At 60.0% G+C, this 26,985-nt stretch carries 21 protein-coding genes and 1 pseudogene; 20 read left to right on the plus strand and 2 right to left on the minus strand.

All coding sequences use genetic code 11. The features are described 5' to 3' along the window. Positions 1-2 precede the first annotated feature (2 nt). From ftsL to lpxC, 14 genes and pseudogenes are all read left to right on the plus strand, one after another. A complete protein-coding gene (gene ftsL / locus msub_RS20250) occupies positions 3-407 on the plus strand; it encodes a cell division protein FtsL (protein WP_048497896.1) in 405 nt (134 codons plus the stop codon). Between the two features lie 23 nt (positions 408-430). Beyond that, positions 431-2,176: a peptidoglycan D,D-transpeptidase FtsI family protein gene (locus tag msub_RS20255; RefSeq protein ID WP_048497897.1), complete on the plus strand. Its 1,746-nt coding sequence runs from the start codon at positions 431-433 to the stop codon at positions 2,174-2,176. Positions 2,177-2,180: 4 nt separating this feature from the next. After that, on the plus strand, positions 2,181-3,665 hold the full coding sequence (locus tag msub_RS20260) for a UDP-N-acetylmuramoyl-L-alanyl-D-glutamate--2,6-diaminopimelate ligase (RefSeq protein WP_048497898.1): 1,485 nt from the start codon (positions 2,181-2,183) through the stop codon (positions 3,663-3,665). Beyond that, entirely contained in the window at positions 3,662-5,035 is a 1,374-nt protein-coding gene (locus tag msub_RS20265) for a UDP-N-acetylmuramoyl-tripeptide--D-alanyl-D-alanine ligase (protein WP_048497899.1), read from the plus strand. The genes msub_RS20260 and msub_RS20265 overlap by 4 nt, the downstream gene beginning before the upstream one ends. After that, positions 5,035-6,120, plus strand: a complete 1,086-nt coding sequence (mraY, locus tag msub_RS20270) for a phospho-N-acetylmuramoyl-pentapeptide-transferase (protein WP_048497900.1) — start codon at positions 5,035-5,037, stop codon at positions 6,118-6,120. The genes msub_RS20265 and mraY overlap by 1 nt, the downstream gene beginning before the upstream one ends. Positions 6,121-6,135: 15 nt before the next feature. Continuing rightward, complete coding sequence (murD, locus tag msub_RS20275; RefSeq protein ID WP_048497901.1) at positions 6,136-7,476, plus strand: UDP-N-acetylmuramoyl-L-alanine--D-glutamate ligase; 1,341 nt, start codon at positions 6,136-6,138, stop codon at positions 7,474-7,476. Then, a complete protein-coding gene (ftsW, locus tag msub_RS20280; protein WP_048497902.1) occupies positions 7,476-8,675 on the plus strand; it encodes a putative lipid II flippase FtsW in 1,200 nt (399 codons plus the stop codon). The genes murD and ftsW overlap by 1 nt, the downstream gene beginning before the upstream one ends. Next, the gene (gene murG, locus msub_RS20285; protein WP_048497903.1) at positions 8,668-9,753 is read left to right on the plus strand and encodes an undecaprenyldiphospho-muramoylpentapeptide beta-N-acetylglucosaminyltransferase; all 1,086 of its coding nucleotides are present in this window, start codon (positions 8,668-8,670) and stop codon (positions 9,751-9,753) included. The genes ftsW and murG overlap by 8 nt, the downstream gene beginning before the upstream one ends. Then, positions 9,746-11,191 carry a UDP-N-acetylmuramate--L-alanine ligase gene (murC, locus tag msub_RS20290; RefSeq protein ID WP_048497904.1) on the plus strand — a complete coding sequence of 482 codons (1,446 nt, stop codon included), beginning with the start codon at positions 9,746-9,748 and terminating at the stop codon, positions 11,189-11,191. Before murG ends, murC begins: the two co-directional genes overlap by 8 nt. Position 11,192: 1 nt before the next feature. Further along, positions 11,193-12,164 (plus strand): D-alanine--D-alanine ligase, encoded by a 972-nt coding sequence (locus msub_RS20295; RefSeq protein WP_048497905.1) that lies wholly within the window; start codon positions 11,193-11,195, stop codon positions 12,162-12,164. Continuing rightward, a complete protein-coding gene (locus tag msub_RS20300; protein WP_048497906.1) occupies positions 12,157-12,996 on the plus strand; it encodes a cell division protein FtsQ/DivIB in 840 nt (279 codons plus the stop codon). Before msub_RS20295 ends, msub_RS20300 begins: the two co-directional genes overlap by 8 nt. Before the next feature lie 36 nt (positions 12,997-13,032). Continuing rightward, positions 13,033-14,268, plus strand: coding sequence for a cell division protein FtsA (gene ftsA / locus msub_RS20305; RefSeq protein ID WP_048497907.1), 1,236 nt, complete (start codon positions 13,033-13,035; stop codon positions 14,266-14,268). Between the two features lie 99 nt (positions 14,269-14,367). Next, positions 14,368-15,357 (plus strand): annotated as a pseudogene (gene ftsZ / locus msub_RS20310) (cell division protein FtsZ); the annotation flags it as partial. A gap of 379 nt (positions 15,358-15,736) precedes the next feature. Then, the gene (gene lpxC, locus msub_RS20315; RefSeq protein ID WP_048497909.1) at positions 15,737-16,654 is read left to right on the plus strand and encodes a UDP-3-O-acyl-N-acetylglucosamine deacetylase; all 918 of its coding nucleotides are present in this window, start codon (positions 15,737-15,739) and stop codon (positions 16,652-16,654) included. An 11-nt stretch (positions 16,655-16,665) separates the two neighbouring features. Here lpxC and msub_RS20320 read toward each other — a convergent pair whose 3' ends face one another. Then, on the minus strand, positions 16,666-17,112 hold the full coding sequence (locus msub_RS20320) for a DciA family protein (RefSeq protein WP_048497910.1): 447 nt from the start codon (positions 17,110-17,112) through the stop codon (positions 16,666-16,668). Between the two features lie 215 nt (positions 17,113-17,327). Here msub_RS20320 and msub_RS20325 point away from each other — a divergent pair, with 215 nt between their 5' ends. From msub_RS20325 to ribA, 6 genes are all read left to right on the plus strand, one after another. Next, entirely contained in the window at positions 17,328-18,281 is a 954-nt protein-coding gene (locus tag msub_RS20325) for a M23 family metallopeptidase (RefSeq protein WP_048497911.1), read from the plus strand. Between the two features lie 184 nt (positions 18,282-18,465). After that, positions 18,466-21,204 (plus strand): preprotein translocase subunit SecA, encoded by a 2,739-nt coding sequence (gene secA / locus msub_RS20330; protein ID WP_048497912.1) that lies wholly within the window; start codon positions 18,466-18,468, stop codon positions 21,202-21,204. A gap of 126 nt (positions 21,205-21,330) precedes the next feature. Next, positions 21,331-22,548 carry a bifunctional glutamate N-acetyltransferase/amino-acid acetyltransferase ArgJ gene (gene argJ, locus msub_RS20335; protein WP_048497913.1) on the plus strand — a complete coding sequence of 406 codons (1,218 nt, stop codon included), beginning with the start codon at positions 21,331-21,333 and terminating at the stop codon, positions 22,546-22,548. A 1-nt stretch (position 22,549) separates the two neighbouring features. Continuing rightward, positions 22,550-23,521 carry a Nudix family hydrolase gene (locus msub_RS20340; protein ID WP_048497914.1) on the plus strand — a complete coding sequence of 324 codons (972 nt, stop codon included), beginning with the start codon at positions 22,550-22,552 and terminating at the stop codon, positions 23,519-23,521. 95 nt (positions 23,522-23,616) lie between these two features. Then, a complete protein-coding gene (gene moaC, locus msub_RS20345; RefSeq protein WP_048497915.1) occupies positions 23,617-24,099 on the plus strand; it encodes a cyclic pyranopterin monophosphate synthase MoaC in 483 nt (160 codons plus the stop codon). A gap of 110 nt (positions 24,100-24,209) precedes the next feature. Next, positions 24,210-24,848, plus strand: a complete 639-nt coding sequence (gene ribA, locus msub_RS20350) for a GTP cyclohydrolase II (RefSeq protein WP_406564708.1) — start codon at positions 24,210-24,212, stop codon at positions 24,846-24,848. 74 nt (positions 24,849-24,922) lie between these two features. Here the strand turns inward: ribA and dxs are convergent, their stop codons facing one another. Continuing rightward, positions 24,923-26,854, minus strand: a complete 1,932-nt coding sequence (gene dxs, locus msub_RS20355) for a 1-deoxy-D-xylulose-5-phosphate synthase (protein WP_048497917.1) — start codon at positions 26,852-26,854, stop codon at positions 24,923-24,925. Positions 26,855-26,985 lie beyond the last annotated feature (131 nt).

Below are 26,985 nucleotides of genomic sequence, written 5' to 3' on the forward strand. Positions count from 1 at the left end.
TCATGGGCGCGGTAGCCATTGAAGAGCCGGTTAAAACGGCAAAATTGAACAAGCAGAGAGTCCGGGACGGTGTGGTCACGGCCGTCCGGATTTCGCGGCAGGTTTTTGATGCCACAAAGCAGGGCAAGGTCCTGGTATCCCTCGGCCTTGTGGCGCTGCTGGTGGCGTCCTCCATCGGCGTTGTCGTGAGTGCCCATGAAAACCGGAAACTGTTCAACACCTTATCGCAGCTTCAGGCAGAACGGGACCGCTACCAGAGAGAGTGGAGTCAGCTGTTGCTTGAGGAGAGTGCGCTGGGAGCCTTCGGCCGGGTGGAGAATCTGGCAGCGGAGCGATTCAACATGGTGGTGCCGGAGCGTCAGGATGTTGTGCTGGTACCGCTGATGTCTGCGACTGACAGCCGATAACAACAATAGCAAAGGTGATCGACGTGTCTGATCAGGGAAAGACGACAACATGGAGGCAGCGTTTGGCGGCCAGGCTAGAAGCCTGGCGCTTTGGCTCCGTGCTGGGCATCTTTCTCCTGATTGTCGGGGTGCTGGGGTGGCGCCTGGTTGATCTGCAGGTGATTGACAACGAATTCCTGCGCAGGCAGGGGGATGTGCGGACAATACGGGTTGAGACCATCGACGCCCACCGGGGTGTGATTACCGATCGATATGGTGAGCCACTGGCGGTCAGCACACCCGTGCAGACCATCTGGGCCAACCCCTCGGAGATGGACCCGGCTGAGCCGCGTCTGGCTAATCTTGCCCGGCTTCTGGATATCAGTGAGGCCTCCCTGCGTGAGCGCCTGAAGGAATACTCGGGTCGTGAGTTCATTTTCCTGCGTCGCAAGGTTCAGCCTGAGCTCGCCAGGCAGGCGCTGGCTCTCGATATCGAGGGTGTCTATTCACGCCAGGAATACCGCCGTTACTATCCCGCCGGCGAAGTGACGGCCCATGTTGTTGGCTTCACCAATATCGACGAGCGTGGCCAGGAAGGTATCGAGCTTGCCTACAACGAATGGTTGTCCGGTGAATCCGGCCTCAAGCGGGTACTCAAGGATAACCGGGGGCGGATCATCAAGGATCTGACCCTGATCAGGGATGCCAGCCCTGGCCGTGATCTTGCGCTCAGTATTGATCTGCGCCTTCAGTACCTGGCTTACCGCGAGCTCAAAGCCGTCGTCGCCGCCCATAACGCCCGTGGCGGAACGCTGGTGATGCTTGATGTGGATACGGGTGAAGTTCTGGCGATGGTGAACCAGGGATCCTACAACCCCAATGATCGCAGCCAACTGGCTGCGGAAAACCTCAGAAACAAGGCGATCACCGACCTGTTTGAGCCCGGCTCAACCATGAAGCCTATAACCATGGCTGCGGCACTGGAATCCGGGCAGTATTCCGTCAACAGCACCATCGACACCAATCCGGGTTACCGGAGTTTTGGCCGTTTCACCATTCGGGATCACCGGAACTATGGAGTGCTGGACGTAACGGACATCATTGTTAAATCCAGCAACGTCGGAATCAGCAAGATTGCCACTGATCTTGGCGGTGATGTTATCCGTGACATGTACGACCGGCTGGGGATCGGCCAGCCAACCGGTATCGGGTTCCCGGGGGAGGCTGTCGGGGTGCTGCCGGCGCCACCGAAGTGGCGGCCGGTTGAAGAAGCGACCCTGGCCTATGGCTATGGCATGAGCGTGAACGCCCTGCAACTGGCCCAGGCCTATATGGTGATTGCCAATGGCGGTGTGCGCTATCCGCTCAGCCTGATGAAGCGGGAAGAGCAGCCACAAGGGCGCCGTGTCCTGTCAGAACAGATTACCTACAAAATTCGCAACATGCTTCGGCAAGTGATTACCCGTGGTACAGGAACCCGCGCGCAGCCCGGGTTCTACTCTGCCGGAGGCAAGACCGGAACGGTTCACCTTGTGGGCGATCAGGGTTACGAAGACAGTCAGTACAAGGCCATTTTTGCCGGTATGGCACCGATTGATGATCCGCGACTGGTTACGGTTGTGGCCGTTGATGCGCCGCAGTCCGGTGAATATTACGGCGGGGAAGTCGCTGCGCCGGTGTTCGCCAGAGTGATGAGTGACGCACTTCGACTGCTGAATGTGAAGCCTGAGCTGGAAGTGGGAGACGCAAAAGCAAAAGCGGCCTCGCCCACGACCGGGGCGCGAGGGTAAGGTTATGTGCATCACATCTCTCAGCACTTTGTTGCAAGGAATTGTGGCGGTTCCGTCGGTGTTCGACGTGACCATACATGGTCTTAAGTCGGACAGTCGCGATGTGGTCTCCGGCGACGCCTTTATTGCTCTGGCGGGGGCCAGTTCGCCCGCTGACTTTTATGTGGATTCGGCGATCAGGGCCGGGGCTACGGTCATCCTCCTGGAGTCTGACATGCCCGTTGAATGTTCGGAGCGGCAAGGTGCCCTGGTGGTCCCGGTGGCCGGCCTTCGTGGCCTGGTCGGTTGCATTGCCGACCGGTTCTTCGAACATCCGTCGCAACGTCTGCGCCTGATTGGTGTTACCGGAACCAACGGCAAAACCTCGGTGTGCCAGTACGTAGCCCAGTTGCTCAAAGAGACCGGCACACCTTGTGGCGTTCTCGGGACCCTCGGTTATGGCATGCCCGGTGCCTTGCATCCGGCGACCCACACCACGCCAGACGCCGTTCAGGTGAATCGGGTTCTGTCACGAGTTCTCAAGCAGGGCGGGCGCGCAGCCGTTATGGAGGTCTCCTCGCACGCGCTTGATCAGGGGCGTATCGATAACCTCACCATGACCGGTGCCGTGTTTACCAACCTGACCCGGGATCACCTGGACTATCACGGCTCCATGGAGGCCTACGGCGAGGCCAAGGCGCGCTTGTTCGAGCGTGAGGAACTGCACTTTGCCGTCATCAACTTCGACGATCCTTTTGGCCGCCAGTTGCACGAACAACTGACCGGCAAATGTGATCGCGTCCGCTACAGTCTGCACGAATCCCAGACCGAACTCTGGTTGAGGGAATTCCGGCCGACGGATGAGGGCTTTGAGGCGGAGGTGGACGGTGAGTGGGGCCGGTTTGAGATTGCCGTCCCCCTCATGGGCAGCTTCAATGCCAGTAATGTGCTGGCGGCCATGGCCACGGTTCTGACCCTCGGGGTTCCGGTGGAGCGGGTGCAGCAGGCTGCCGCCCGCCTGACACCTCCACCGGGAAGACTTGAAAGGTTTGGCGGTGCCAGTGGTATCAGGGTGGTGGTCGATTACGCCCATACACCGGATGCCCTCACCAATGCCCTGGCGGCGCTGCGGCCCCATGTTGCCGGCGACCTGGTTTGCGTCTTCGGCTGCGGCGGTGATCGCGATGCCGGCAAGCGCCCGGAGATGGCAGTGGAGTCCGAAAAGCTGGCGGACCGGGTTATCGTGACAGATGACAATCCACGCAGCGAAGACCCCGCCGCCATTGCCCGTGACATTATGGCCGGCTTTGCCGAACCCGAGAAAGTTGCCGTTATACATGACCGGGCAGAGGCAATCCGCACCGCAATTCGCAGTGCCACGCCGGACGACCTGGTCCTGATCGCCGGAAAAGGCCATGAGGCCTACCAGGAAATAGCCGGCCAGAAGTACCCTTTCAGCGATGCCGAACACGTTCGCCACATCTTGAAACTCAATGGAGGTGTGGCATGATGCGCGCCTTTTCGCTGGCCGAAGCGCAACGCTGGCTGGGTGCCGAGTGTGCGGCGGAAGATCTGGCGTCCGTGATGTTTACCGGAGTTTCAACCGACACCCGTACCCTTGAGCGGGGGCAGTTGTTCGTCGCCCTTCGGGGTGAGAACTTTGATGGTCACCGCTTTTTGCAGCAGGCCCGGGAGCATGGTGCCGCTGGCGTGGTTGTCGACGCGCCGGATAGCAGCGTGTCGTTACCGCAGCTGGTTGTGAGCGATACCCTCATGGCTCTGGCCCGGCTGGCATCGGTTAATCGCCGAGAGAGCACCGCCAGGGTTCTTGCCATTACCGGAAGCAGTGGCAAGACAACGGTCAAGGAGATGTGTGCGGCCATTCTTTCGCGGATGGGGCCGACACTCTCGACCCGGGGCAACCTGAACAACCACATTGGGGTGCCGCTTACGTTGTTTGGTTTCTCACCGGAGCACCAATACGGCGTGATTGAGCTCGGGGCCAGCGGGCTGGGTGAAATTGCCCATACGGTTGCGCTCGCGGAGCCCGAAGTAGCCATTCTGACCAACGCGGGCGAGGCCCATCTGGAGGGCTTTGGTAGCTATGAAAACATAGTCCTGGCCAAGGGCGAGATTATCGACGGCGTCGCAGCGGATGGTCTGGTGGTGCTGAACCGGGACGATCCGGCTTTTGGCCAGTGGCAGAAGCGTGCTGGTGAACGTCGGGTTGCCGCGGTCAGCCGGCTTGATGCTGATGCAGATTATTACGCTGTGGTAGAAAGCCGTGACGCCGGTGCCCGGTCGATTCTGGTGCAGGGCCCGGACAACTGGAGTTGCCGCGTTGTGCTGGCGCTCGAGGGTGATCACAGCATCACCAACATGCTGCTGGCCATCGCAGCGACTCGCCAGTTGGGTGCCGATGACCAGGCCATTGTCGAGGGGCTGGGCAACGTTGCCTCGGTCTCAGGGCGGCTCCAGGTGTTGAACCTGTCAGCAGGGCTAACGCTGATTGATGACAGCTACAACGCCAACCCCTCGTCGATAAAAGCCGCGCTGGGTGTCCTGGCGCAGCGTTCCGGCCAGAGGGTTGCAATATTGGGCGCAATGGCCGAACTCGGCCCTGAGGCCCGGGAACTGCACCGGGAAGTGGGCGAGTACGCCAGGGAGCAGGGAATCGAACGATTGATAACGGTCGGCCCCGGCTGTGAAGGCTATGCCGACGGCTATGGTGAACGCACGGAGCCCTGCCAGACCCACGAGCAGGCGGTCGATTCAGTTGTCAAAGCCAAAAACACTCCGTTGACAGTGCTGGTCAAGGGGTCTCGCAGTTCCGCCATGGATCGCGTGGTGGAGGGAATTAAAGAAAAGGTGAATAGCTGATGCTGCTCTGGCTGACAGAGATTCTGTCACAATATTTTTCGGCACTGACGGTGTTTCAGTACCTGACGCTGCGCGGAATTCTGGGAACCCTCACTGCGCTGCTGATTTCCCTGATCATCGGCCCGGTGATGATCCGCAAACTGAGCCAGTACCAGATCGGTCAGGCGGTGCGGGACGACGGCCCGCAGACCCATCTCAGCAAGGCGGGAACCCCCACCATGGGGGGGGCACTGATTCTGGTGGCAATCGGGGTCAGCACGCTGCTTTGGGCAGATCTCGGAAACCGTTATGTCTGGGTCACCATTCTTGTCACGCTACTGTTTGGTGCCATTGGCTGGGTCGACGACTATCGCAAAGTGGTTGAGCGCAATCCGCGCGGTTTGCCGGCCCGCTGGAAGTATTTCTGGCAGTCGGTGATCGGCGCCTCGGCGGCGATCGCGCTTTACTACAGTTCTGCCTTGCCGCAGGAGACATCGCTCTATGTGCCTTTCGTCAAGCAGGTATCCCTGACTCTGGGCCCGGTGTTCTTCATCCTGCTTAGCTACTTCGTGATTGTCGGCAGCAGTAACGCTGTCAATCTCACCGACGGGCTGGATGGCCTGGCCATTATGCCTACCGTTATGGTGGCTGGCGCCCTCGGGATTTTTGCCTACCTGTCCGGGCATGCCCAGTTTGCCAATTACCTGTTGATTCCCCACCTGCCCGGCACCGGCGAGCTCATTGTGTTCTGTGGCTCCCTGGTGGGTGCAGGGCTGGGATTCCTGTGGTTCAACACCTACCCGGCGCAGGTTTTCATGGGGGATGTCGGTGCCCTCGCCCTGGGTGCGGCACTCGGGGTAGTTGCGGTAATTGTCCGGCAGGAAATCGTGCTCTTCATTATGGGGGGTGTGTTTGTGATGGAGACGATCTCGGTGATCCTGCAGGTCGCATCGTTCCGTTTGACCGGGCGCAGAATTTTCCGCATGGCGCCCCTGCATCATCATTTTGAATTGAAAGGCTGGCCGGAGCCCCGGGTCATTGTCCGGTTCTGGGTCATTACCGTGGTTCTGGTCCTGATTGGCATAGCCAGTCTGAAACTGAGATAGGAAAACGCAGCCGCTATGAGTGTCATTGCTTCGGATCGTCGCACACTGGTCGTAGGGCTCGGTAAAACCGGGCTTTCCTGCGTGCGCTACCTGTCCGGGCAAGGTCGGGATATCGCTGTTGCGGATAGCCGCAGTGCACCGCCTGGGCTGGATGAACTCAAGGCCGGCTGGCCGGAAGTTCCGCTTTACCTGGGAGATTTCGATGCTGGGCTGTTCGCCGGCTTCAACGAACTGGTGGTAAGCCCGGGTGTGGGCATCGCGCACCCGGCCATTGCCGGGGCGGCAAACCAGGGTGCGCAGATTCGCGGTGATATCGACCTGTTCGCCGAGGCCGCCGACGCGCCGATCATCGCGATCACCGGTTCCAACGGCAAAACCACCGTGACCACCCTGGTGGGCGAGATGGCCAAAGCCGCCGGGCGTAAGGTGGCCGTTGGAGGCAATATCGGAACACCGGCCCTGGATCTGCTGGACCAGGGTGCCGATCTTTATGTGCTCGAGCTGTCGAGCTTCCAACTGGAAACCACGGCAGAGCTTAATGCGCTGGCCGCGACGGTGCTGAACGTCAGCGACGACCACATGGATCGTTACCCGAGCAAGATGGCCTATTTCCAGGCAAAGCAGAGGATCTATCGGGGCTGCCGGAATGCCGTCGTTAATCTGGATGATGCCCTCAGTACACCCATGGCGCGGGACACCCTGCGGTTTCTCTGTTTCGGTTTCCACAGGGTGAACCCGGACACCTTCAGTACCCGCGATGACGATGAGGGCACCTGGATCACATTCGGTTTCGAGAATCTGTTGCTGGCCAGTGAGCTGAAGCTCATGGGCCGCCACAACATCAGCAATGTCATGGCCGCGCTGGCCCTCGGCCATGCGGCGGGGTTGCCGATGGACCCCATGCTGAACGTGGCCCGGGAGTTTCCGGGGCTGCCGCACCGGTGTGAATTTGTGCGCCGGTTTGACGAGGTGGATTTCATCAACGATTCCAAAGGCACCAATGTTGGTGCAACGGTGGCGGCCATCGAGAGCCTGGCCCCGGAAAATGGCAAGGTTGTGCTGATTGCCGGCGGTGACGGCAAGGGCGCGGACTTTACCGCACTGGAGGCGCCAGTCGCGCTGCACTGCCGGGCAGTGGTGCTCATTGGTCGCGATGCCCCGGCCATTGCCGATGTGCTTGGCAGCGGGATTCCTGTTTACCGGTCAGACAGCCTGGCTGAAGCGGTCGCCAGCTCAGCCGCCCTGGCCCGCGCGGGGGATCGAGTGCTGCTGTCACCGGCCTGTGCCAGCTTTGATATGTTCCGCGACTATCAGGATCGTGGCGACCAGTTCCGTTCCCTGGTGGAGGGCCTGTGATGTACGCAGATCTTTCATTACCGGGAAGGACACGGTGGCTGGGGGACATCCAGCCCCTGGCGTTGCTGGTTATCAGTTCCGTGGCGCTGATGGTTGTCGGAATAGTCATGATTTCGTCGGCCTCGATGGATATGGCCGCGGAAACCATGGGTAACAGCTATCACTACGTGATTCGTCAGTTGTTATTTGCCGGCCTTGGCAGCTTTGCGGCCCTGGTGGCTGTTAATGTGCCTGTGGCCTGGTGGGAGCGCAGTGGCTGGCTGTTGCTTGGGGTCGGTCTGCTGGTGCTGGTGCTGGTGCTAACGCCACTCGGGCGCACGGTGAATGGTTCCACCCGGTGGATTCCGTTCGGCCTGTTTAACGTTCAGGTATCGGAAGTGGCCAAGCTTTGCCTGATCGCCTATCTGGCCGGCTACGTGGTTCGGCGCCGGCAGGAACTGCTCAACACCTGGGCGGGTTTCCTGAAACCCTTGGTGGTTCTGGGGGTTGCGTCGGTATTGCTGGTTATTCAGCCAGACTTTGGTGCCACGGTTGTGTTGGTCACGGCTGCGGCGGGGATGATCTTCCTGAGCGGCGTGCGCCTGAGCCGGTTCGTGCCGTTGATTGGCACGCTGGTGGTGTTGGGGGCAATCCTTATCGTCACCCAGCCGTACCGCCTCAAGAGGGTTGTCAGCTATCTCGACCCCTGGAAAGACCAGTTCGACAGCGGGTACCAACTGACCCAGTCGCTGATTGCCTTTGGTCGCGGAGACTGGGGCGGTGTCGGTCTGGGTAACTCCATCCAGAAGCTGTTCTTTCTGCCAGAGGCCCATACCGATTTTATCTTCGCGATTATTGCCGAGGAGTTCGGCCTTATGGGGTCGCTGCTGGTACTCGGTCTGTTCACCGTGCTCGTGGTTACCAGCTTTGTTATTGCCCGCCGGGCGGAAATTGCGGGTATGCCTTTTGCCGCCTGTTTTGCCTACGGCCTGGCATTGCTCATTGGCCTGCAGGCCGGCATCAACATGGCGGTCAGTACCGGGCTGCTGCCCACTAAGGGACTGACGCTTCCGCTGGTCAGCTATGGCGGCTCCAGCCTGATGATCACCTGCGTCAGTATCGGCATTATGGCCCGGGTTGAAATGGAACGCCTCGATAAGGAAAGGCTGGCCAGCGAAAAGGCCGGCACCGGGAAGCGCGGAGGTGCCGCCTATGAGTGACCAGCGCCGCTTCCTGATGATGGCGGGTGGTACCGGTGGGCACGTTTTCCCCGCTCTGGCCACCGCGCGGGCGCTTGAAGCCCGTGGTCACCAGGTCTACTGGCTGGGCGCCACTGGCGGAATGGAACAGAGGCTGATCGGTGACACCGACATTCCGCTGTCGCTAATTCATATTTCCGGCCTGCGAGGCAAAGGCAAGCTGGCACTGGCCCTTGCGCCTTTCCGGTTGATGCGGGCCCTCGGTGAGGCGTTCACAATTCTGCGCCGGATTCGACCGGATTGTGTGGTTGGTATGGGAGGCTTCGTCACCGGTCCTGGTGGTGTGGCCGCCTGGCTGACCAGAACGCCGCTGGTCATCCATGAACAGAACGCTATCGCCGGAATGACCAACCGCCTTCTGGTGCGGTTCGCGGCAACGGTTCTGGAGGCTTTTCCCGGCAGCTTCGGGCCGAAAGTGGTCACCCGGTGCACCGGTAACCCGGTGCGGGAGGACCTGGCGGCATTGGCGCCGCCGGAACAGCGTCTGGCCGGCCGGGAAGGTCCTCTGCGGTTGCTGGTAGTGGGTGGCAGTCTTGGCGCCCAGGTGTTCAACGAGCAACTGCCGGAGGCGCTGGCCTTGCTGGCAGAGGCAGAGCGTCCGGTGGTTCGTCACCAGTGTGGTGAGCGTCATGCCGAGGCAGCCCGCGAGGCTTATGAAAAACACGGGGTGGAGGCGACCGTCGAACCGTTCATCAAGGACATGGCAGGCGCCTACCAATGGGCTGATCTGGTGCTCTGCCGCTCCGGCGCATTGACCGTCTCCGAACTCTGTGCGGCGGGCATTGGCGCTGTGCTGGTGCCGTTTCCCCATGCGGTGGATGATCACCAGACCAAAAACGGGGAGCAAATGGTGGCGGCAAAGGCGGCCATCCTGATCCCACAACCCAAGATGACCCCGGCCGTGCTGGCGGAAACTCTCGGCGATTTGTCCCGGGATCGCAGCCGGGTAACCGATATGGCGAAGGCCGCCCGAACGCTGGCCCGCGCCGATGCAACGGAGAGAGTCGTGAATTACTGTCTGGAGGCCGCTAATGGCTGACGCAACCAACCCGCCCCTGGTCTATCAGGTGCCCGAAATGCGCCGCATCCGTCACATCCATTTCGTCGGGATTGGCGGAGCCGGTATGAGTGGCATTGCCGAGGTGCTTAAAAACCAGGGGTACGATGTTTCCGGCTCGGATCTGAGGGAAGGCCCGGTTACCGATCGCCTGAAAGCCATGGGTGTCGAGGTTCAGATTGGTCATCGTGAGCACAACAGTGCCAGCGCAGATGTGGTGGTGGTTTCGTCCGCGGTGGCGTCGGACAACCCGGAAGTCACTGCTGCCCGTGACCGGCGCGTTCCCATTGTGCCCAGGGCAGAGATGCTGGCCGAGATCATGCGTTACCGTCACGGGATCGCCGTCGCTGGCACCCACGGCAAAACCACCACCACCAGCCTGATCGCGTCCATTCTGGGCGAAGCCGGCCTGGATCCGACCTTTGTGATTGGTGGCAAGCTGAACAGTGCCGGCACCAATGCCCAGTTGGGCGGATCGCGCTATCTGGTGGCTGAGGCTGACGAAAGTGATGCGTCCTTCCTGCACCTGACGCCGGTTATCTCGGTGGTGACCAACATCGAAGCCGACCACATGGATACCTATGGTGGCGATGTTGAAAAACTGAAGCAGACGTTTGTCGATTTCCTTCACAACCTGCCGTTTTATGGCGTCGCGGTGATGTGTGTTGACGACGGTTATGTCCAGGAAATCATTCCCCGGATATCAAGAACCATCATTACCTACGGCATCGACAATCCGCAGGCGGATTACCGGGCTGAGAACATCACGTCGGATGGCTTGCGCACCCACTTCCTGGTCAAGCGCCCGGGCGGGCGGAGCGACCTGCCGGTGGAGCTGAAAATGCCCGGCCGCCATAACGTGGCGAACGCGCTCGCAGCCATTGCCGTGGCGACCGATGAAGGTGTGGCGGATGAGGCGATTTGCCGGGGGCTGGCAGGGTTCGCCGGTGTCGGCCGGCGGTTCCAGGTTTACGGTGACTACCAGACACCAAATGGCACGATCACCCTAGTGGATGATTATGGCCACCACCCCACCGAAGTGGAGGCGGTTATTCGTGCCGCCCACGATGCCTGGCCGGATCGCCGCCTGGTGATGCTGTATCAGCCGCACCGGTTCAGCCGGACCCGCGATCTCTACGAAGACTTCGTTCGCGTGTTGTCTGAAGTGGACGCTTTGCTGCTGATGGATGTCTATTCCGCGGGCGAGCCTGCGATCCCGGGTGCCGATGGTCGCGCCCTGTGCCGCAGTATTCGCCAGAGGGGCCAGGTGGAGCCGGTGTTTGTTGAGGATAACCGGGAGATTGAGACCCTGCTGGCCAATGTGCTGCAGGATGGTGACCTGCTGATAACCCAGGGCGCCGGTGATATTGGTGGAGTGGCTGCACGATTGGCGGCAGCAGGAGTAATCGCAGGTGAGTGAGATGCATCATTCCGAACCCCAGGCCTACCAGGCAGCTCCGGAGCTCGCGCGCGCTCTCGGGCGGGTGGCGGTCTTCATGGGCGGTGACTCCGCGGAGCGTGAAGTGTCCCTGAAAAGTGGCAAGGCGGTTCTGGCGGCACTGGTTTCGGCGGGCGTTGATGCCTACGCCGTCGATGTCCGCGGCTGCCTGTTGAGAACCGTGGATAACCCGGGGTTTGACCGGGTGTTCATTGCCCTGCATGGCCGTGGTGGCGAGGACGGCACGCTTCAGGCCATCCTGTCGCAGGCGGGGATTGCCTATACCGGTAGCGAAATGCTGGCCTCGGCACTGGCCATGGACAAGCTGAGAACCAAGTACGTGTTTGAAGGCTGCGGCCTGCCAACGCCGAAATTCCGGACCATGTCTGATGTCGACCAGGCCGAACAGATCCTTGGCGAGTTGCGCGCGCCCTTGAGTGTGAAGCCGTCACGGGAAGGTTCCAGTATCGGCATCCGCAAGGTCCACACGGCGGAAGAACTGGCGGAAGCCTTTGCTGCGGCGGCGGCCCTGGACGACCTGGTGCTGGTGGAAGAATGGATCGAAGGGCCGGAGTTTACCGTCAGTCTGTTGCAGGATCGGGCCCTTCCGGCCATTGGTCTGAGCGCCAGCACCGAGCACGTTTTTTACGATTACGAAGCCAAGTACCTGGCGGACGATACCCGCTACCGCATTCCATGTGGCCTGGCGCCTGAGGACGAAGTTCGCCTTCAGAAACTGGCCCTGGATGCCTTCCGGGTTGTGGGCTGCCGGACCTGGGGCCGGGTTGACATCATGCAGGACCGGGATGGCCAGTTCTGGCTGCTGGAGGTCAACACGGTGCCCGGCATGACCGATCACAGTCTCGTTCCGATGGCTGCGAAGGCTGCGGGCATCAGCTTTGAAGAACTGGTGGTCAGGATTCTGCAGGACACCCTGGAGGACGCCGATGCTTGAGACACTGCTGATCCGGAGCCGGGCGACACCATCCGAGCCCCCGCGCCGCCGGGGAGCAACCTCCCTCGGGCCGGAGCGGGACCGGTTTGGCGTGTTGAAGGGCGTTCTGGCAGCGGTGCCCTGGCTTCAGGTGGGCCTGGGCGCGGTGATTGTGCTGCTGGCGGCTCTGGTTCCCTGGGGCACCGGCAAGGTATTGAGCGCCATGGATCAGCAGATTCTGGCGGTGGATGTGAAGGGCGAATTTATCGGCGACAGCCGGGTGGCAATTGCCCGTGCGGCGGGCAACTGGATCGGCAAGAGCTATTTCGCCACGGACCTGTCAGACATCAAAGCCAGCCTTGAGCGCCGGCCCTGGGTGGAGTCCGCGGCTGTGCAACGGGTCTGGCCCGACCGCCTGGTCATAGATATCCGCGAGAAAAAGCCGTTGGCCTACTGGACCGACGGGCGCCTGGTAAGCCGGACCGGCGAATTGTTTGCGCCACCCAACCCGGAAGTGGCGGGCAAGTTGCCTCGGCTGGCCGGGCCGGACGGGCGGGTACGCGATGTGATCGAGATGGCGCAGACCATGAGTGAAAAGCTGGTTGCCCGCGGGCTGGGCTTTGCGGGCCTGTCCCTGGAACACCGGGGTGCCTGGACGCTGCAACTGGCCAACGGCATCGAAGTGGTGTTGGGCCGGGACCAGGTTGAAGAACGCTTTGAACGATTTATCACAGTTTATGAAAACCGGCTGGCGGCACGGTCGGACGAAGTCAGTCGGGTGGATGCCCGCTACACCAATGGTGTCGCGGTCAAATGGAAGGCCGCTGAGGCGGCTGCCGGCCCGAAATCATAGCAACGGTTAATTCAGACCTACGGTTTGGTGAAACACATGTCATCGGTTGATACGGAAAACATGATTGTCGGTCTCGATATCGGTACCTCGAAAGTGGTGGCGATTGTCGGCAAGCGCAAGATGGACGGCACGATCGAAGTGGTGGGTATTGGTTCCCACCCTTCCCGGGGCCTGAAGCGTGGGGTGGTGGTCAATATTGAAACCACCGTCCAGGCAATTCAGCGCGCAGTGGAAGAGGCCGAGCTGATGGCGGGTTGCCGGATCCATTCGGTTTACGCCGGGATAGCCGGAAGCCACATAAAGAGTCTCAACTCGCACGGCATCGTGGCCATTCGTGACCGGGAAGTGACCCAGGCGGATATCGACCGCGTGATTGATGCGGCCCAGGCTGTCGCAATCCCGGCCGATCAGAAGATCCTGCATATCCTGCCCCAGGAGTTCGTGATTGACAGCCAGGAAGGCATCAAGGAGCCCATGGGCATGTCCGGTGTGCGTCTGGAGGCCAAGGTGCATCTGGTCACCTGTGCGGTGAATGCGGCCCAGAACATCGAGAAGTGCGTCAGGCGCTGCGGCCTGGAAGTGGATGACATCATTCTGGAGCAACTGGCGTCGAGCCACGCCATTCTCACCGAAGACGAGAAGGAACTCGGCGTCTGCGTCGTGGACATCGGCGGTGGTACCACCGATATAGCCGTGTTCACCGGTGGCGCGATTCGCCACACCGCGGTCATTCCCATCGCCGGCGATCAGGTCACCAACGACATCGCCATGGCGCTCCGGACGCCAACCCAGAACGCTGAAGAAATCAAGATCAAGTATGCCTGCGCGCTGACCCAGTTGGCGGGTGCCGATGAAACCATCAAGGTGCCCAGTGTCGGCGATCGCGCGCCCCGGGATCTCTCCCGGCAGGCCCTGGCCGAGGTGGTGGAGCCTCGCTACGAGGAGCTGTTTACCCTGGTGCAGTCCGAATTACGCCGGTCCGGGTTCGAGGATCTCATCCCGGCCGGCATCGTGATTACCGGTGGCTCCTCCACCATGGAAGGTGTGGTGGAGCTGGCCGAGGAAATCTTCCACATGCCGGTCAGGCTGGCCTGTCCGCAGGCGGTCGCCGGTATGACAGAGGTGGTCAACAACCCCATCTACGCCACTGGCGTCGGGTTGTTGATTCATGGTTTCCGCCAGATGGATCTGGGGCGGACGCCTGTGCTCAAGGGTGAAGATGCACCCTCGCTGTTTGAGCGCATGAAAGCCTGGTTTACCGGTCATTTCTGACGGTGCCCGGGCGTGCAGTAAACGAAGGTATCTCGAAAACACAATCTCGAACAAGCAGCCTGCCAAAAGGCTGCAAAACAGCACGAAGGAGTAGGGGAAATGTTTGAACTCGTCGATAATGTCCAGCAAAACGCTGTCATTAAAGTCGTCGGTGTTGGTGGTGGTGGCGGCAACGCCGTGCGCCATATGCTCAACAGCGACATCGAAGGTGTGGAATTCATCTGCGCCAACACGGATGCCCAGGCGCTGACCGATATGGACGCGCGCCAGATCATCCAGCTCGGTGGCAACATCACCAAGGGCCTGGGTGCCGGCGCCAATCCGGAAGTCGGTCGGCAGTCCGCCCTGGAAGACCGGGACCGTATTGCCGAAGCGATTAAAGGCGCTGATATGGTCTTCATCACCGCCGGCATGGGCGGTGGCACGGGTACCGGGGCTGCGCCCGTAGTGGCCGAGGTGGCGCGGGAACTTGGCATTCTGACAGTTGCCGTGGTTACAAAGCCCTTCATGTTTGAGGGTGGCAAGCGTATGAGCGTTGCTGAATCCGGCCTCAAGGAGCTGGAAGAGAGCGTTGACTCCCTGATCACCATCCCGAACGAAAAGCTGCTCGCAGTCATGGGCAAGAAGACCAGCCTGCTGGACGCGTTTGCCGCCGCCAACGACGTGCTGCTGGGTGCGGTTCAGGGCATTGCCGATCTGATCACCCGTAACGGGATGATCAACGTCGACTTCGCCGATGTGAAAACAGTGATGTCCGAGATGGGCATGGCGATGATGGGTACCGCACGTGCCACCGGCGAAAACCGGGCACGGGAAGCCGCCGAAGCCGCCATTCGCAGCCCGCTGCTGGAAGACATCAACCTGCAGGGCGCCAAGGGTATCCTGGTCAACATTACCGCGGGTATGGATCTGAACCTGGGCGAATTCTCCGAGGTTGGCGACATTGTGCGTGAGTTTGCGTCTGACTCCGCTACCGTTGTTGTCGGTACCGTTATTGATCCGGAAATGACCGACGAACTGAAGGTCACGGTGGTTGCGACAGGCCTGGGTGGCGACCGGGAGAAGCCAACCAAGGTTGTGGACAATACCCGTTCCCTGGATGGCAAGACCGATTACAACCAGTTGGATCGCCCGGCCGTGCTGCGGCGTCGTGCCGTTGCCCGTGGCAATGTGGCAATCGACCAGAGCAAGGAGAATGAGGAGCAGGGAGTCGACTATCTCGATATTCCCGCATTCCTTCGCCGGCAGGCTGACTGATAATCTGTTGCAATTGTGATCCGGTTCCGGTCTGTGTTCGAAAAACGGAACCACGAAGCCGGTAAATACGTGCGCTGATTGCCTGCAGCCAGTGCCAGATGAAGGTTTGGCCAAGGCTGGCTGGTTAAATGGTATTCAGCCTTGTTTTCTGGTATTCTCCGGGCAGATTTTTGCCCAGAATATCGCCATTTTGTGACGGAATTATGTACCGATGATCAAACAACGGACACTCAAAAACACCATCCGTGCCACTGGTGTGGGATTGCACTCAGGTGAGAAGGTTTACCTGACACTCAAACCTGCGCCGGTGGACTCTGGTATCATCTTCCGCCGAACCGATCTGGACCCGATGGTCGAGATCCGGGCCTGCGCGGAAAATGTGGGTGAGACCATGCTGTCCACGACGCTGGTAAAAAACGGTGTCCGTGTGGCGACTGTAGAGCATCTGCTCTCCGCCATGGCTGGTCTCGGTATCGATAACTGCTTTGTAGAGCTCAGTGCTGCAGAAGTGCCGATCATGGACGGCTCCGCCGGTCCCTTTGTATTTCTGCTGCAATCTGCCGGTATTGCCGAGCAGGAGGCTGCCAAGCGCTTTATCCGCATCAAGCGTGAAGTGACCATTGAAGAGGGCGACAAGAAGGCAACCTTCCTGCCGTTCGAAGGCTTCAAGGTCAGCTTCGGCATTGACTTTGATCACCCGGTCTTCAAGGGCCGCGCACAGACGGCCACCGTCGACTTTTCCAGCACCTCCTTCGTGAAGGAAGTGAGCCGCGCCCGGACCTTCGGTTTCATGCGCGACATCGAAAAGCTGCGCGCCATGAATCTGGCCCTCGGTGGCAGTGTGGATAACGCGATCGTGGTTGACGACTACAAGATTCTTAACGAAGACGGTCTTCGTTATGAAGATGAGTTCGTCAAGCACAAGGTGCTGGACGCCATTGGCGATCTGTATCTTCTGGGCAACAGCCTGATTGGTGAATTCCGTGGCATAAAATCCGGTCACGATCTGAACAACAAGCTGCTGCGTAAGCTACGGGCTGAGGAAGATGCGTGGGAAGTGGTTACGTTTGACGACGAAGCGACTGCGCCGATTTCCTATATGAAGCCCGCGCTGGCGGCCCAGGCTTAAAGCAGGACGCTTTAATTCCGGACGTGGCTTGCGAGTTTTTCGAGAACCTCGCGTAGTGCTTTATCCTTCGTGTGCCCGGCTTCCTCTTTGAGGAGTCGGGCATTTTCCTTACTTAAGGGCGCTTTTTTGAACGTGGGCCCGTGAGTAAATCTGGGCGGCGCGACTTTAACCTTCAACTTCCAGACAAACCGGAACAGCTCGTTTTCCCTGAGTTTTTCCATGATTTCGTGCTGGCGGAAGCGAATCTGGCTGGCTCTGCCGGCGGTCTCGGCAGTAAGAACCAGTTCACCTTCCTTGCAACTTACAAAGCGTGTTCCCCCGGCCAGCCCGTCCGGCAGTGATGCCAGAACCTGCTCTTCCGCCTGGCGGTGAAGCTCGGCCCGGGCAACCAGATCCCTGAGCACGGGTGTCCTGCCGAGCGTATCCAGGGTCATTTTTTGCTCGCTTTTCCGTTTCATGGGCGCGTTTTTGCTCGACGGTTCTGATTACGATTGGTTACACTTCGGCACGGTTTATGCGTAGTGCCTGTCTCACACTCGTTTTACATTGTTGGAAACGAGTATGTCTACCGGGTGCTGCAATTTTCTCAATTATGTAGCTGTTGCCAAAGGATGGCAGACCCACTCGGAATTTCTCCGGGCGCAACGCTACAGGATGTGGTTGCGGCTCAATAATGAAACCAGAAGACAATATGAACATTATCCTTGTTGGCAAGCACCACGGAAAATCACGGGTTCTGCCGATTAACGCAACCCTTGCCGCCGCGCTTGTCTTTTTCGTGCTTTTAATGCTGGCAGCCGCCGGTTGGGCTGGCTATCAGGTGGCTGTGGAGCGTGCCGAAGCCCGCGAGCCAACCAACGCGGAGATGGTTGCCGAATGGCAGGGAATGCTTGCAAGGCAGAAGAACCAGCTTGCCGGCATTGAGGAAAATGTCCAGCAACAAGTGGACGCACTGACCCTGCGTCTCGGTGAGATTCAGGGGCGACTGTTAAGGCTGGACGCGCTGGGCCAGCGCTTTGTCGAGTCTGGGTTCGTGCCGAGTGATGAGTTCGATTTTACCCAACCCGCTGCGGTTGGTGGGCCGGAAGATGCCCTGGCGGCAGACTCGTATTCCGCTCCGCAACTCACTCGCATGATTGAGGAGATGGAGCGCAGGATTGACAACCGCGAGCAGCAGCTTCGGTTGCTGGATCAACTGGTTTCAAGCCAGAGGCTTGAAGATGAGCTTTACCTTGAAGGCCGTCCCATTACCTGGGGCTGGTTGTCGTCACACTATGGCTACCGTTCCGACCCCTTCACCGGCAAGCGGACCTGGCACGACGGCGTAGATCTTGCTGGCAAGGACGGTAGCGACATTATTGCGGTGGCCGGCGGCGTGGTTACCTACGCGGGCGACAGGTATGGTTACGGAAATCTGGTGGAGATTGATCATGGTGATGGTCTGGTGTCCCGCTATGGTCACTGCAAAAAGGTGAAGGTAAAGGTCGGAGATGTGGTCCAGAAAGGGCAGGTAGTGGCCCTGATGGGTAGCACGGGGCGTTCCACGGGCCCGCACGTGCACTTTGAAGTCATCCAGAATGGCAAGTCCCAGAATCCGGAAAAGTACATCAAGCGCGCGAGCCGCTGATCCTGTCCCGACTCGCCTGTTGTTTCGAATTTCTTAAGCCCGCCGGCGTCACGTCAGGCTTTTATTCCGGAATCCGGCGTCTCGACGCAGCCTTATAGCGCCTGTGTGAGGCGTGCCTTTTGTCCTGTCACAAAATAAGGTTAGAATGCCGGCTTCCTCCGTTTAATCAAAGAAGCAGTGGTCTATGTTCACAAAGCTTGCAACCAAGATGTTCGGCAGTAAAAATGCCAGAGAAATCAAGAGAATGCGCAAGTCGGTCTCGCGCATCAATGAGCTTGAAGAGCAGTATGGCAACCTTTCCGACTCCGAGTTGCAAGGCAAGACCGCCGAATTCCGCCGCCGGCTCGATGAGGGTGAATCGCTGGATGCGCTTCTTCCGGAAGCCTTTGCGACGGCCCGTGAAGCCGGGCGCCGGGTCATGGGCATGCGTCACTACGATGTTCAGCTGATCGGCGCAATCACGTTGCACGAGGGCCGGATTGCGGAAATGAAGACTGGCGAAGGCAAGACCCTAGTGGCCACTGCTTCGGTCTACCTTAATGCGCTCTCTGGTAAGGGCGTGCATGTTGTTACGGTGAACGATTACCTGGCCCGTCGTGATGCCGACTGGATGGGCAAGCTCTATCGCTTCCTTGGTATGCAGGTTGGGGTGGTTGCTTCCGGGCAGCCGCCGGAAGAAAAGCGGGCGGCCTACCAGGCCGATATCACCTACGGCACCAATAACGAATTCGGCTTTGACTACCTGCGCGACAACATGGCCTTCAGCACCGAGGACAAGGTGCAGCGGGGGCTCAATTACGCCATCGTGGACGAAGTGGACTCGATCCTTATCGATGAGGCACGCACACCACTGATCATTTCCGGTGCGGCCGAGGACAGCTCGAAGCTTTACCTGGCCATCAATGAGCTGACTCCAAGCCTGGAAAAGGGCGAAGCGCCTGAGGAGGGAGAACCCACAGGCGACTTCACCATCGACGAGAAGTCCCGTCAGGTTGAGCTTACTGAATCCGGTCACGAAAAGGTCGAGGAGCTGCTGCTCGGCCGGGGGTTGCTGAAGGAGGGCGAGAGCCTGTATTCGGCGGCCAACCTCAGCCTGCTGCATCATGTGCACTCGGCTCTGCGTGCCCACCACCTGTTTCAGAAAGACGTCGATTATATCGTCCAGGGTGACCAGGTTGTTATCGTGGACGAGCATACCGGCCGCACCATGCCGGGTCGCCGCTGGAGCGAAGGTCTGCATCAGGCGGTCGAGGCAAAAGAGGGAGTCAGGATCCAGGCCGAGAGCCAGACGCTCGCCTCTACCACCTTCCAGAACTATTTCCGGCTGTACGACAAGCTGGCCGGTATGACCGGGACCGCCGATACTGAGGCGTTTGAGTTTCGTCAGATTTATGGTCTGGATGTGGTGGTCATTCCGCCTAACAAGCCGATCCAGCGGATTGATTACAATGACCTTGTCTATCTGACTCAGGAAGAGAAGTTCCACGCGATTATCGACGAGATCAAGGATGTCACTGCCGAGGGACGTCCTATCCTCGTGGGTACGGCATCGATCGAAGCGTCTGAACTGCTTTCCATGATGCTGAAAAAGGCGCGGATCGAACACAAGATACTGAACGCCAAGCAGCATGAATCCGAGGCCCACATCATCGCCCAGGCAGGTCGGCCGGGGGCTGTTACTATCGCTACCAACATGGCTGGCCGGGGTACTGACATTGTTCTTGGCGGTAACTGGGAGCACGAAGTTGCCGGCATGGACAAGCCTTCGGAAGAAGAGGTTGCCCGGGTCAAGGCGGAATGGACGGAGCGTCATAACCAGGTGCTTGAAGCCGGCGGCCTGCACATTGTCGGCACCGAGCGTCACGAGTCCCGCCGGATTGATAACCAGTTGCGGGGCCGTGCCGGCCGTCAGGGCGACCCCGGCTCATCCCGTTTCTTCCTGTCGCTGGAAGACAACCTCATGCGGATCTTCGCGCCGGACCGGGTCAAGAGCCTGATGCAGGCAATGGGCATGAAGAAGGGCGAGGCGATTGAGCACCGGATGGTCACCAACGCCATTGAGAAGTCCCAGCGCAAGGTGGAAGGTCGCAACTTCGACATGCGCAAAACGCTGCTGGAATACGACGATGTCGCAAACGACCAGCGTACCGTTATCTACGAGCAGCGTAACGAAGTCATGTCCTCCGATGACATCTCCGACATGGTCAAGACCATCCGTGAAGATGTTGTGGACTCCCTGATCAGTGAGTACATCCCGCCCCAGAGCATGCCGGAACAATGGGATGTGGCCGGGCTGGAATCCCAGCTTCAGTCCGAGATGGCGATCGATCTGCCGATTCAGAAGTGGCTGGAGGAAGACAGCAAGCTTTACGAAGATAACCTGCGCCAGAAGATTCTCGACGAAATCGTGGCGGCCTATGAAGCCAAAGAGCAGATTGCCGGCTCCGAGGCCATGCGCAAGTTCGAAAAGCAGGTCTTCCTGCAGGTGCTCGATACGCTGTGGAAAGAGCATCTGTCCAATATGGATCACTTGCGCCGCGGCATCCACCTGCGCGGCTATGCCCAGAAGAACCCTAAGCAGGAGTACAAGCGCGAGGCTTTTAACCTGTTTGAATCGATGCTTGATACCATGAAGCGCGATGTTACCCGGGTACTTTGCCACGTGCGTGTCCAGAGCCAGGAAGAGATGGAAGAGGTAGAGCGCCGTCGCAAGCAGGAACTTGAGGAAGAACTCGCCCGCGCCCGTCTGCGTCACGATGAGACCAGTGCCACGGCCCAGAGCCGGGGCGAGGGTGATGAGGACGGTGCCCGCCAGTCGACGCCCGATACCTTTGTGCGGCAGGAGCGCAAGGTGGGCCGGAATGAGCCCTGTCCCTGCGGGTCCGGCAAGAAGTACAAGCAGTGTCATGGCAAGGTCAGCTGATTCCGCGAGCTGACCGGAAATCCGGAACCCGCAATCGGCCAGTAAACGCTGGCGGACTGCGGGTTTTTTCGTTTTGAGCTGGCCCTATGGTCGCTCGTGTAGGCATAGAGACAAAGGAGACACAGAATGGCGGTAGGTCCGGGAACCTTACCTGAACTTTATCCGGTGGCCGGCGTCCGGCTCGGGATTGCCAGTGCCGGTATCAAGAAGCCGGGTCGCAAGGACGTGGTCGTGTTTGAGCTGGCCCCGGAAAGCCGGGTTGCCGGTATCTTCACCAAAAACCAGTTCTGTGCCGCGCCGGTCACGCTGAGCCGTCGTCATCTGGCCGAGACAGCGCCCCGGTATCTGTTGATCAATACCGGCAACGCCAATGCCGGCACCGGTTCACGGGGTATGCAGGATGCCATTGCCTGTTGCCAGGCCCTGGCCGCTCAGGCCGGCGTCGCTGAATCCGAGATTCTGCCGTTCTCGACCGGCGTCATCGGCGAGCCGCTGCCGGTCCAGAAGATTGTAGGTGCGCTACCCGAGGCCCTGGGGAATACCGCCGAAGACCGCTGGGAGGAAGCCGCCCGGGGCATCATGACAACCGATACTCGCCCCAAGGGCGCCTCCTGCAAGGTGGATCTGGATGGCCACACCGTGACGATTTCCGGAATCAGCAAGGGCGCGGGCATGATCCGGCCGAATATGGCGACCATGCTCGGTTTTATTGCCACCGATGCCCGGATAGCGCCCGGCCTTCTGCAGACTCTCGCCTCCGAACTGGGAGAAAAGTCCTTCAATCGCATCACCATTGATGGTGATACCTCCACCAACGACGCCTGCATGCTGATCGCCAGCGGTCAGTACGGTGGGCCGGAAATCAACGCCTCCAGCCCATCGTTGGCGAAGCTCCGGGAGGCCCTTCAGAAGGTGTATATGGAGCTGGCTCATGCCATTGTCCGTGACGGCGAGGGTGCCACCAAGTTCGTTACCATTGAAGTCCGCGGTGCTGCCAGTCAGCAGGAGGCACTGGATGTGGCCTACACGGTTGCCCATTCGCCGCTGGTGAAAACCGCCCTGTTCGCTTCAGACCCGAACTGGGGCCGGATTCTGGCGGCCGTAGGGCGCGCTGGCGTTGACGGGCTGGACCTCAATGCCCTGGAGATCTACCTGGGGGATGTCTGCCTGGTGCGCAATGGTGGTCGGGCCGAGGATTATTCGGAAGCCCGGGGCCAGGCCGTGATGGACCGGGAAGAGATCACCATCGCCATTGATCTCAAGCGAGGTGACGTGCGGGAAACCGTCTGGACCTGCGATTTCTCCCACGATTACGTCACCATCAACGCGGAGTACCGCACCTGACATGGCGGCAGCGGAAACCTCGGTGAGAGAAATTCATGTGGCCGTGGCGGTGATTATCCGCGACGGCCGGGTGCTGATTGCCCGGCGGCCGGACCATGTGCACCAGGGCGGCCTGCTGGAATTCCCCGGGGGCAAGGTGGAACCGGGTGAGACAGTTCAGGCGGCCCTGGTGCGGGAGATTGCCGAGGAAACCGGCCTGAGTGTGCCTGAGGCCTCGCTGGAGCCGGTTATCGGCATCCGGCATGATTACGGTGACAAGCGGGTTTTCCTCGACGTATGGGAAACCAGGGCCGCCACCGGTGAGCCTGAAGGTCTTGAGGGCCAGCCCGTCGAATGGCTCAGCGCGGATCATCTCCGGGATGAGGAGTTTCCCGCGGCCAATCGGCCAATCATCCGGGCACTCCGGTTGCCGGGCCAGCTTGCGATCACCGGGGCGGCAACCAATGTAGACGAGGCAATCACCCGTCTTCAGGCCGGGTTGCAAACCGCCCGGCCACCTTTGGTTGTGCTCCGTGCAACGGAGCTGAGCGGGCCGGCGTATCTGGCGCTTGCCGCGAGGGCCATGCCGGTGTGTGACTCGGCCGGAACGGCCCTGCTCGTGCATGGCGGGACGGACGTGTTTAACGGCACCCCCGGCGCCCGTGGCCTGCACCTGCCCTGGCGTGAGGCGGCCAGGCTGTCCGGGCGGCCTGTTCCGGCCGATGCCTGGCTGGGGGTCTCCTGCCATGATGCGGAGGAACTGCGCCACGCCGCTGCCATTGGCGCGGACTACGCCACCCTCGGGCCTGTCCTGCCGACGGCCAGCCACCCGGGAGCACCGGCCCTCGGCTGGCACGCTTTCGCCCGTCTGGTGGCAGGAGCCACGCTGCCGGTGTTCGCCCTGGGCGGACTCTCGCGAGAGGATCTTGTTGAGGCCCGCTTGCAAGGGGCGCAGGGTATCGCCGGAATAAGTTTCTGGTGGCCCCGAGGCTGATACTTGTCGGCGGCTGGGTGCCCGTGAGCCCATCTCTGTTAAGCTGGTAACCCTGCATCTTTCACCCTGTTAGATAACCGATTCCGGGAGATTCCGTGACTAGACTGACCCATCTTGATGACAAGGGCGAGGCCCGAATGGTGGATGTGACCGACAAGGCTGCCACCGAACGGGAGGCTCGTGCGGAAGCAACCATCCGCATGGCGCCGGAAACGCTCAACATGATTGTAGAAGGCGAGCACCCCAAGGGCGATGTGCTGGCCGTGGCCCGCATTGCCGGAATCATGGCGGCGAAAAAAACCCACGACCTGATTCCGTTGTGCCACTCCCTCAATCTTACCTCTGTCAAAGTAGAGCTGGCCCCCGGTGAAGACGGTGCGTCGGTGCACATTGTCACCCGCTGCAAGCTGTCCGGCCAGACCGGTGTCGAGATGGAGGCGCTGACCGCCGCTAGCGTGGCAGCACTGACCCTGTATGACATGTGTAAGGCGGTCGACCGGGGTATGGAAATCGGCTCTGTCCGCTTGCTGGAGAAAAAAGGCGGTCGCAGTGGCCATTGGGTAGCTGACAAGCCCTGATCTGGTCGGACCTCGGGCTCGTAATTCTCCCGTACTGAGCACGCACCGGAGGAGCTACAGTGTCGAGACTACGCCAAGCAGGCGGGCCCGTGATAGAATGCGCGCCCCCAATGAGTGAACCACGAGGAAGCACTGTGGCTGTTCGTTACATCCAGACCTGCCGGTTGCCGACCCCGTTCGGGGTGTTCAATATGCACGGCTTTGAAGAACCGGATACCGGAAAGGAACACGTTGCCCTGACCCTGGGCGATCTGGACAGTGACGAACCCATGCTGGCCCGCACACACTCCGAGTGCCTGACCGGCGACGCTCTCTACAGTATGCGTTGCGACTGCGGCTATCAGCTTGAAGAGGCCCTGCGCAGTATCGCCCGTGAGGGGCGCGGCATATTGATGTATTTGCGCCAGGAGGGCCGCGGGATTGGTCTGTTGAACAAGATCCGCGCCTATCATCTGCAGGATCAGGGCGCGGACACGGTTGAAGCCAATGAGCGCCTGGGCTTTGCCGCCGATCTGCGCGACTACAGTATGTGCAAGGATATGCTGGAGCACCTTGGTATCTCGAGCCTGCGCCTGATGACCAACAACCCGCGCAAGGTCAAGGCACTGTCGTCCTACGGCATCGAGATAGTTGAGCGGGTGCCACTGCACGTTGGCCGTAATCCGCACAACGAGCATTACCTGAATACCAAGCAGAGCAAACTCGGTCACTGGTTTGAGACCCATCAGGACGACGATCCGGAGGTTTGAGCGGGTGCTTGTCCAGATACGAAAAAGCCCGCGGCTGTCGCGGGCTTTTTTGCTTTCCAGGGCTCGCCTTCTGCTTATTTGACGACTTTCAGATTCTGATGGCGAAGGGTTTCCATCCGTGTGCGGATAGCGGATTCAATACCAGCGGCGTCCAGGCCACATTCGGCCAGCAGTTCCCCATGTTTTCCGTGATCCATGAAGGTATCCGGCAAGCCCAGTTGAAGGACGGGCATGGAAACCAGGCGGCTATTCAGGAATTCGGTTACAGCGCTGCCGGCACCGCCGGCAATGGCGTTCTCTTCCAGGGTCACCAGCAGCTCATGCTGCTCGGCCAGTTCCAGCACCAGTTCCTCATCCAGGGGCTTGACGAAGCGCATGTCGGCGACCGTCGCGCCAATGGCTTCTGCTGCCTCCAGAGCAGGTACCAACAGGGTGCCAAAGTTGAGGATGGCAACTCCATTGCCACTGCGCATTCTGCGGCCTTTGCCAATCTCAAGCGGCGTAAGTTGTTGCTGTATCTCGGCGCCGGGCCCGGTGCCGCGCGGATAACGCACCGAGGCCGGCCCTTCATACAGCATGCCGGTCTGAAGCATCTGGCGGGTTTCGTTTTCGTCCGACGGAGTCATTACCACCATGTTTGGCACGCAGCGCAGGTAGCTGATGTCGAAAGCGCCAGCGTGGGTCGGGCCGTCTTCACCCACCAGGCCCGCGCGATCAATGGCGAACAGCACATCCAGGTTCTGGATGGCGACATCGTGGATCAGTTGATCGTAGGCCCGCTGCAGGAACGTCGAGTAGATAGCGACGACCGGCTTGGCCCCGTCACAGGCAAGACCCGCGGCCAGGGTGACCGCATGCTGTTCGGCGATAGCGACATCGAAATAGCGCTCCGGAAAACGCTGTGAGAATGCCAGAAGATCCGAGCCTTCACACATGGCGGGTGTGATGCCCACCACGCGCTCATCCTGTTCGGCCGAATCACAGAGCCATTGACCAAAAACGTTGGCGTATTTGGGTTTCGCAGGTTTCGGTTTGACCGGCTCGGGTTTGCTGGCTGGAACCGGTTCGATCTTGTTGATGGCGTGATACCCAATCGGATCCGCCTCCGCCGGCGCAAAACCTTTTCCCTTGGTGGTCACCACATGCAGAAACTGCGGGCCTTCAAGCTCGCGGATGTTCTCCAGGGTCTCAACCAGCAGGGGCAGGTCATGGCCGTCGATGGGACCGATGTAATTGAAGCCCAGCTCTTCAAACAGGGTTCCGGGGGCAATCATGCCCTTGAAGTGCTCTTCGGTCTTTTTCGCCAGCGCCATCAAGTGAGGTGCGCCCTGAAGGACTTTCTTGCTGCTGTCGCGAACCTGGTTGTAGGTGCGGCTGGACAACAGCTTGGCAAAATAGTTAGACAACCCACCGACATTGCGGGAGATGGACATGTCATTGTCGTTCAGGATCACCAGCATGTCGGCGTGCAGGTGGCCGGCATGGTTCAGGGCCTCGAATGCCATGCCTGCAGTCATGGCCCCGTCACCGATCACGGCAATGCTTTTACGGCCGGTACCCTGCAGGCGGGCCGCCACAGCCATCCCCAGAGCCGCACTGATAGACGTGCTGGAGTGGCCCACGCCGAAGGTGTCATAGTCGCTTTCGGCGCGTTTGGGGAAGCCTGCGAGGCCGCCCTTGCGCCGGATGCTGCCCATGGCCTCCCGCCGGCCGGTCAGGATTTTGTGGGGGTAGGCCTGGTGGCCGACATCCCAGACCAGGCGGTCGGTCGGCGTATTGAACACATAATGAAGGGCGATGGTCAGCTCGAGCACGCCGAGCCCGGCCCCGAAGTGGCCGCCGGTCTGGCCCACTGACCACAACAGGAAGGCTCTGAGCTCCCTTGCCAGTTGGGTGAGCTGTTCCGGCGCCAGCTCACGCAACCGGGCCGGTACATCCACCCGGTCCAGCAACGGAGTATTGGGCCGCTGTGACGGGATTTCCTTGAATATATAAGTGTCCTGCATCTGCTCGGGTCTTTTCCGGTTTGTTCGGTAACTGACTGGTATTATAAGGGAACAGGGGCGCCTGATTCACACAACCCCGGCCAGTTGTTACGAAAGTGTTTGCGGTCAGTGTGCGCCTTCCGGGCGCCGTG

Source organism: Marinobacter subterrani, from assembly GCF_001045555.1.
In the GTDB taxonomy this organism is placed as follows: domain Bacteria; phylum Pseudomonadota; class Gammaproteobacteria; order Pseudomonadales; family Oleiphilaceae; genus Marinobacter; species Marinobacter subterrani.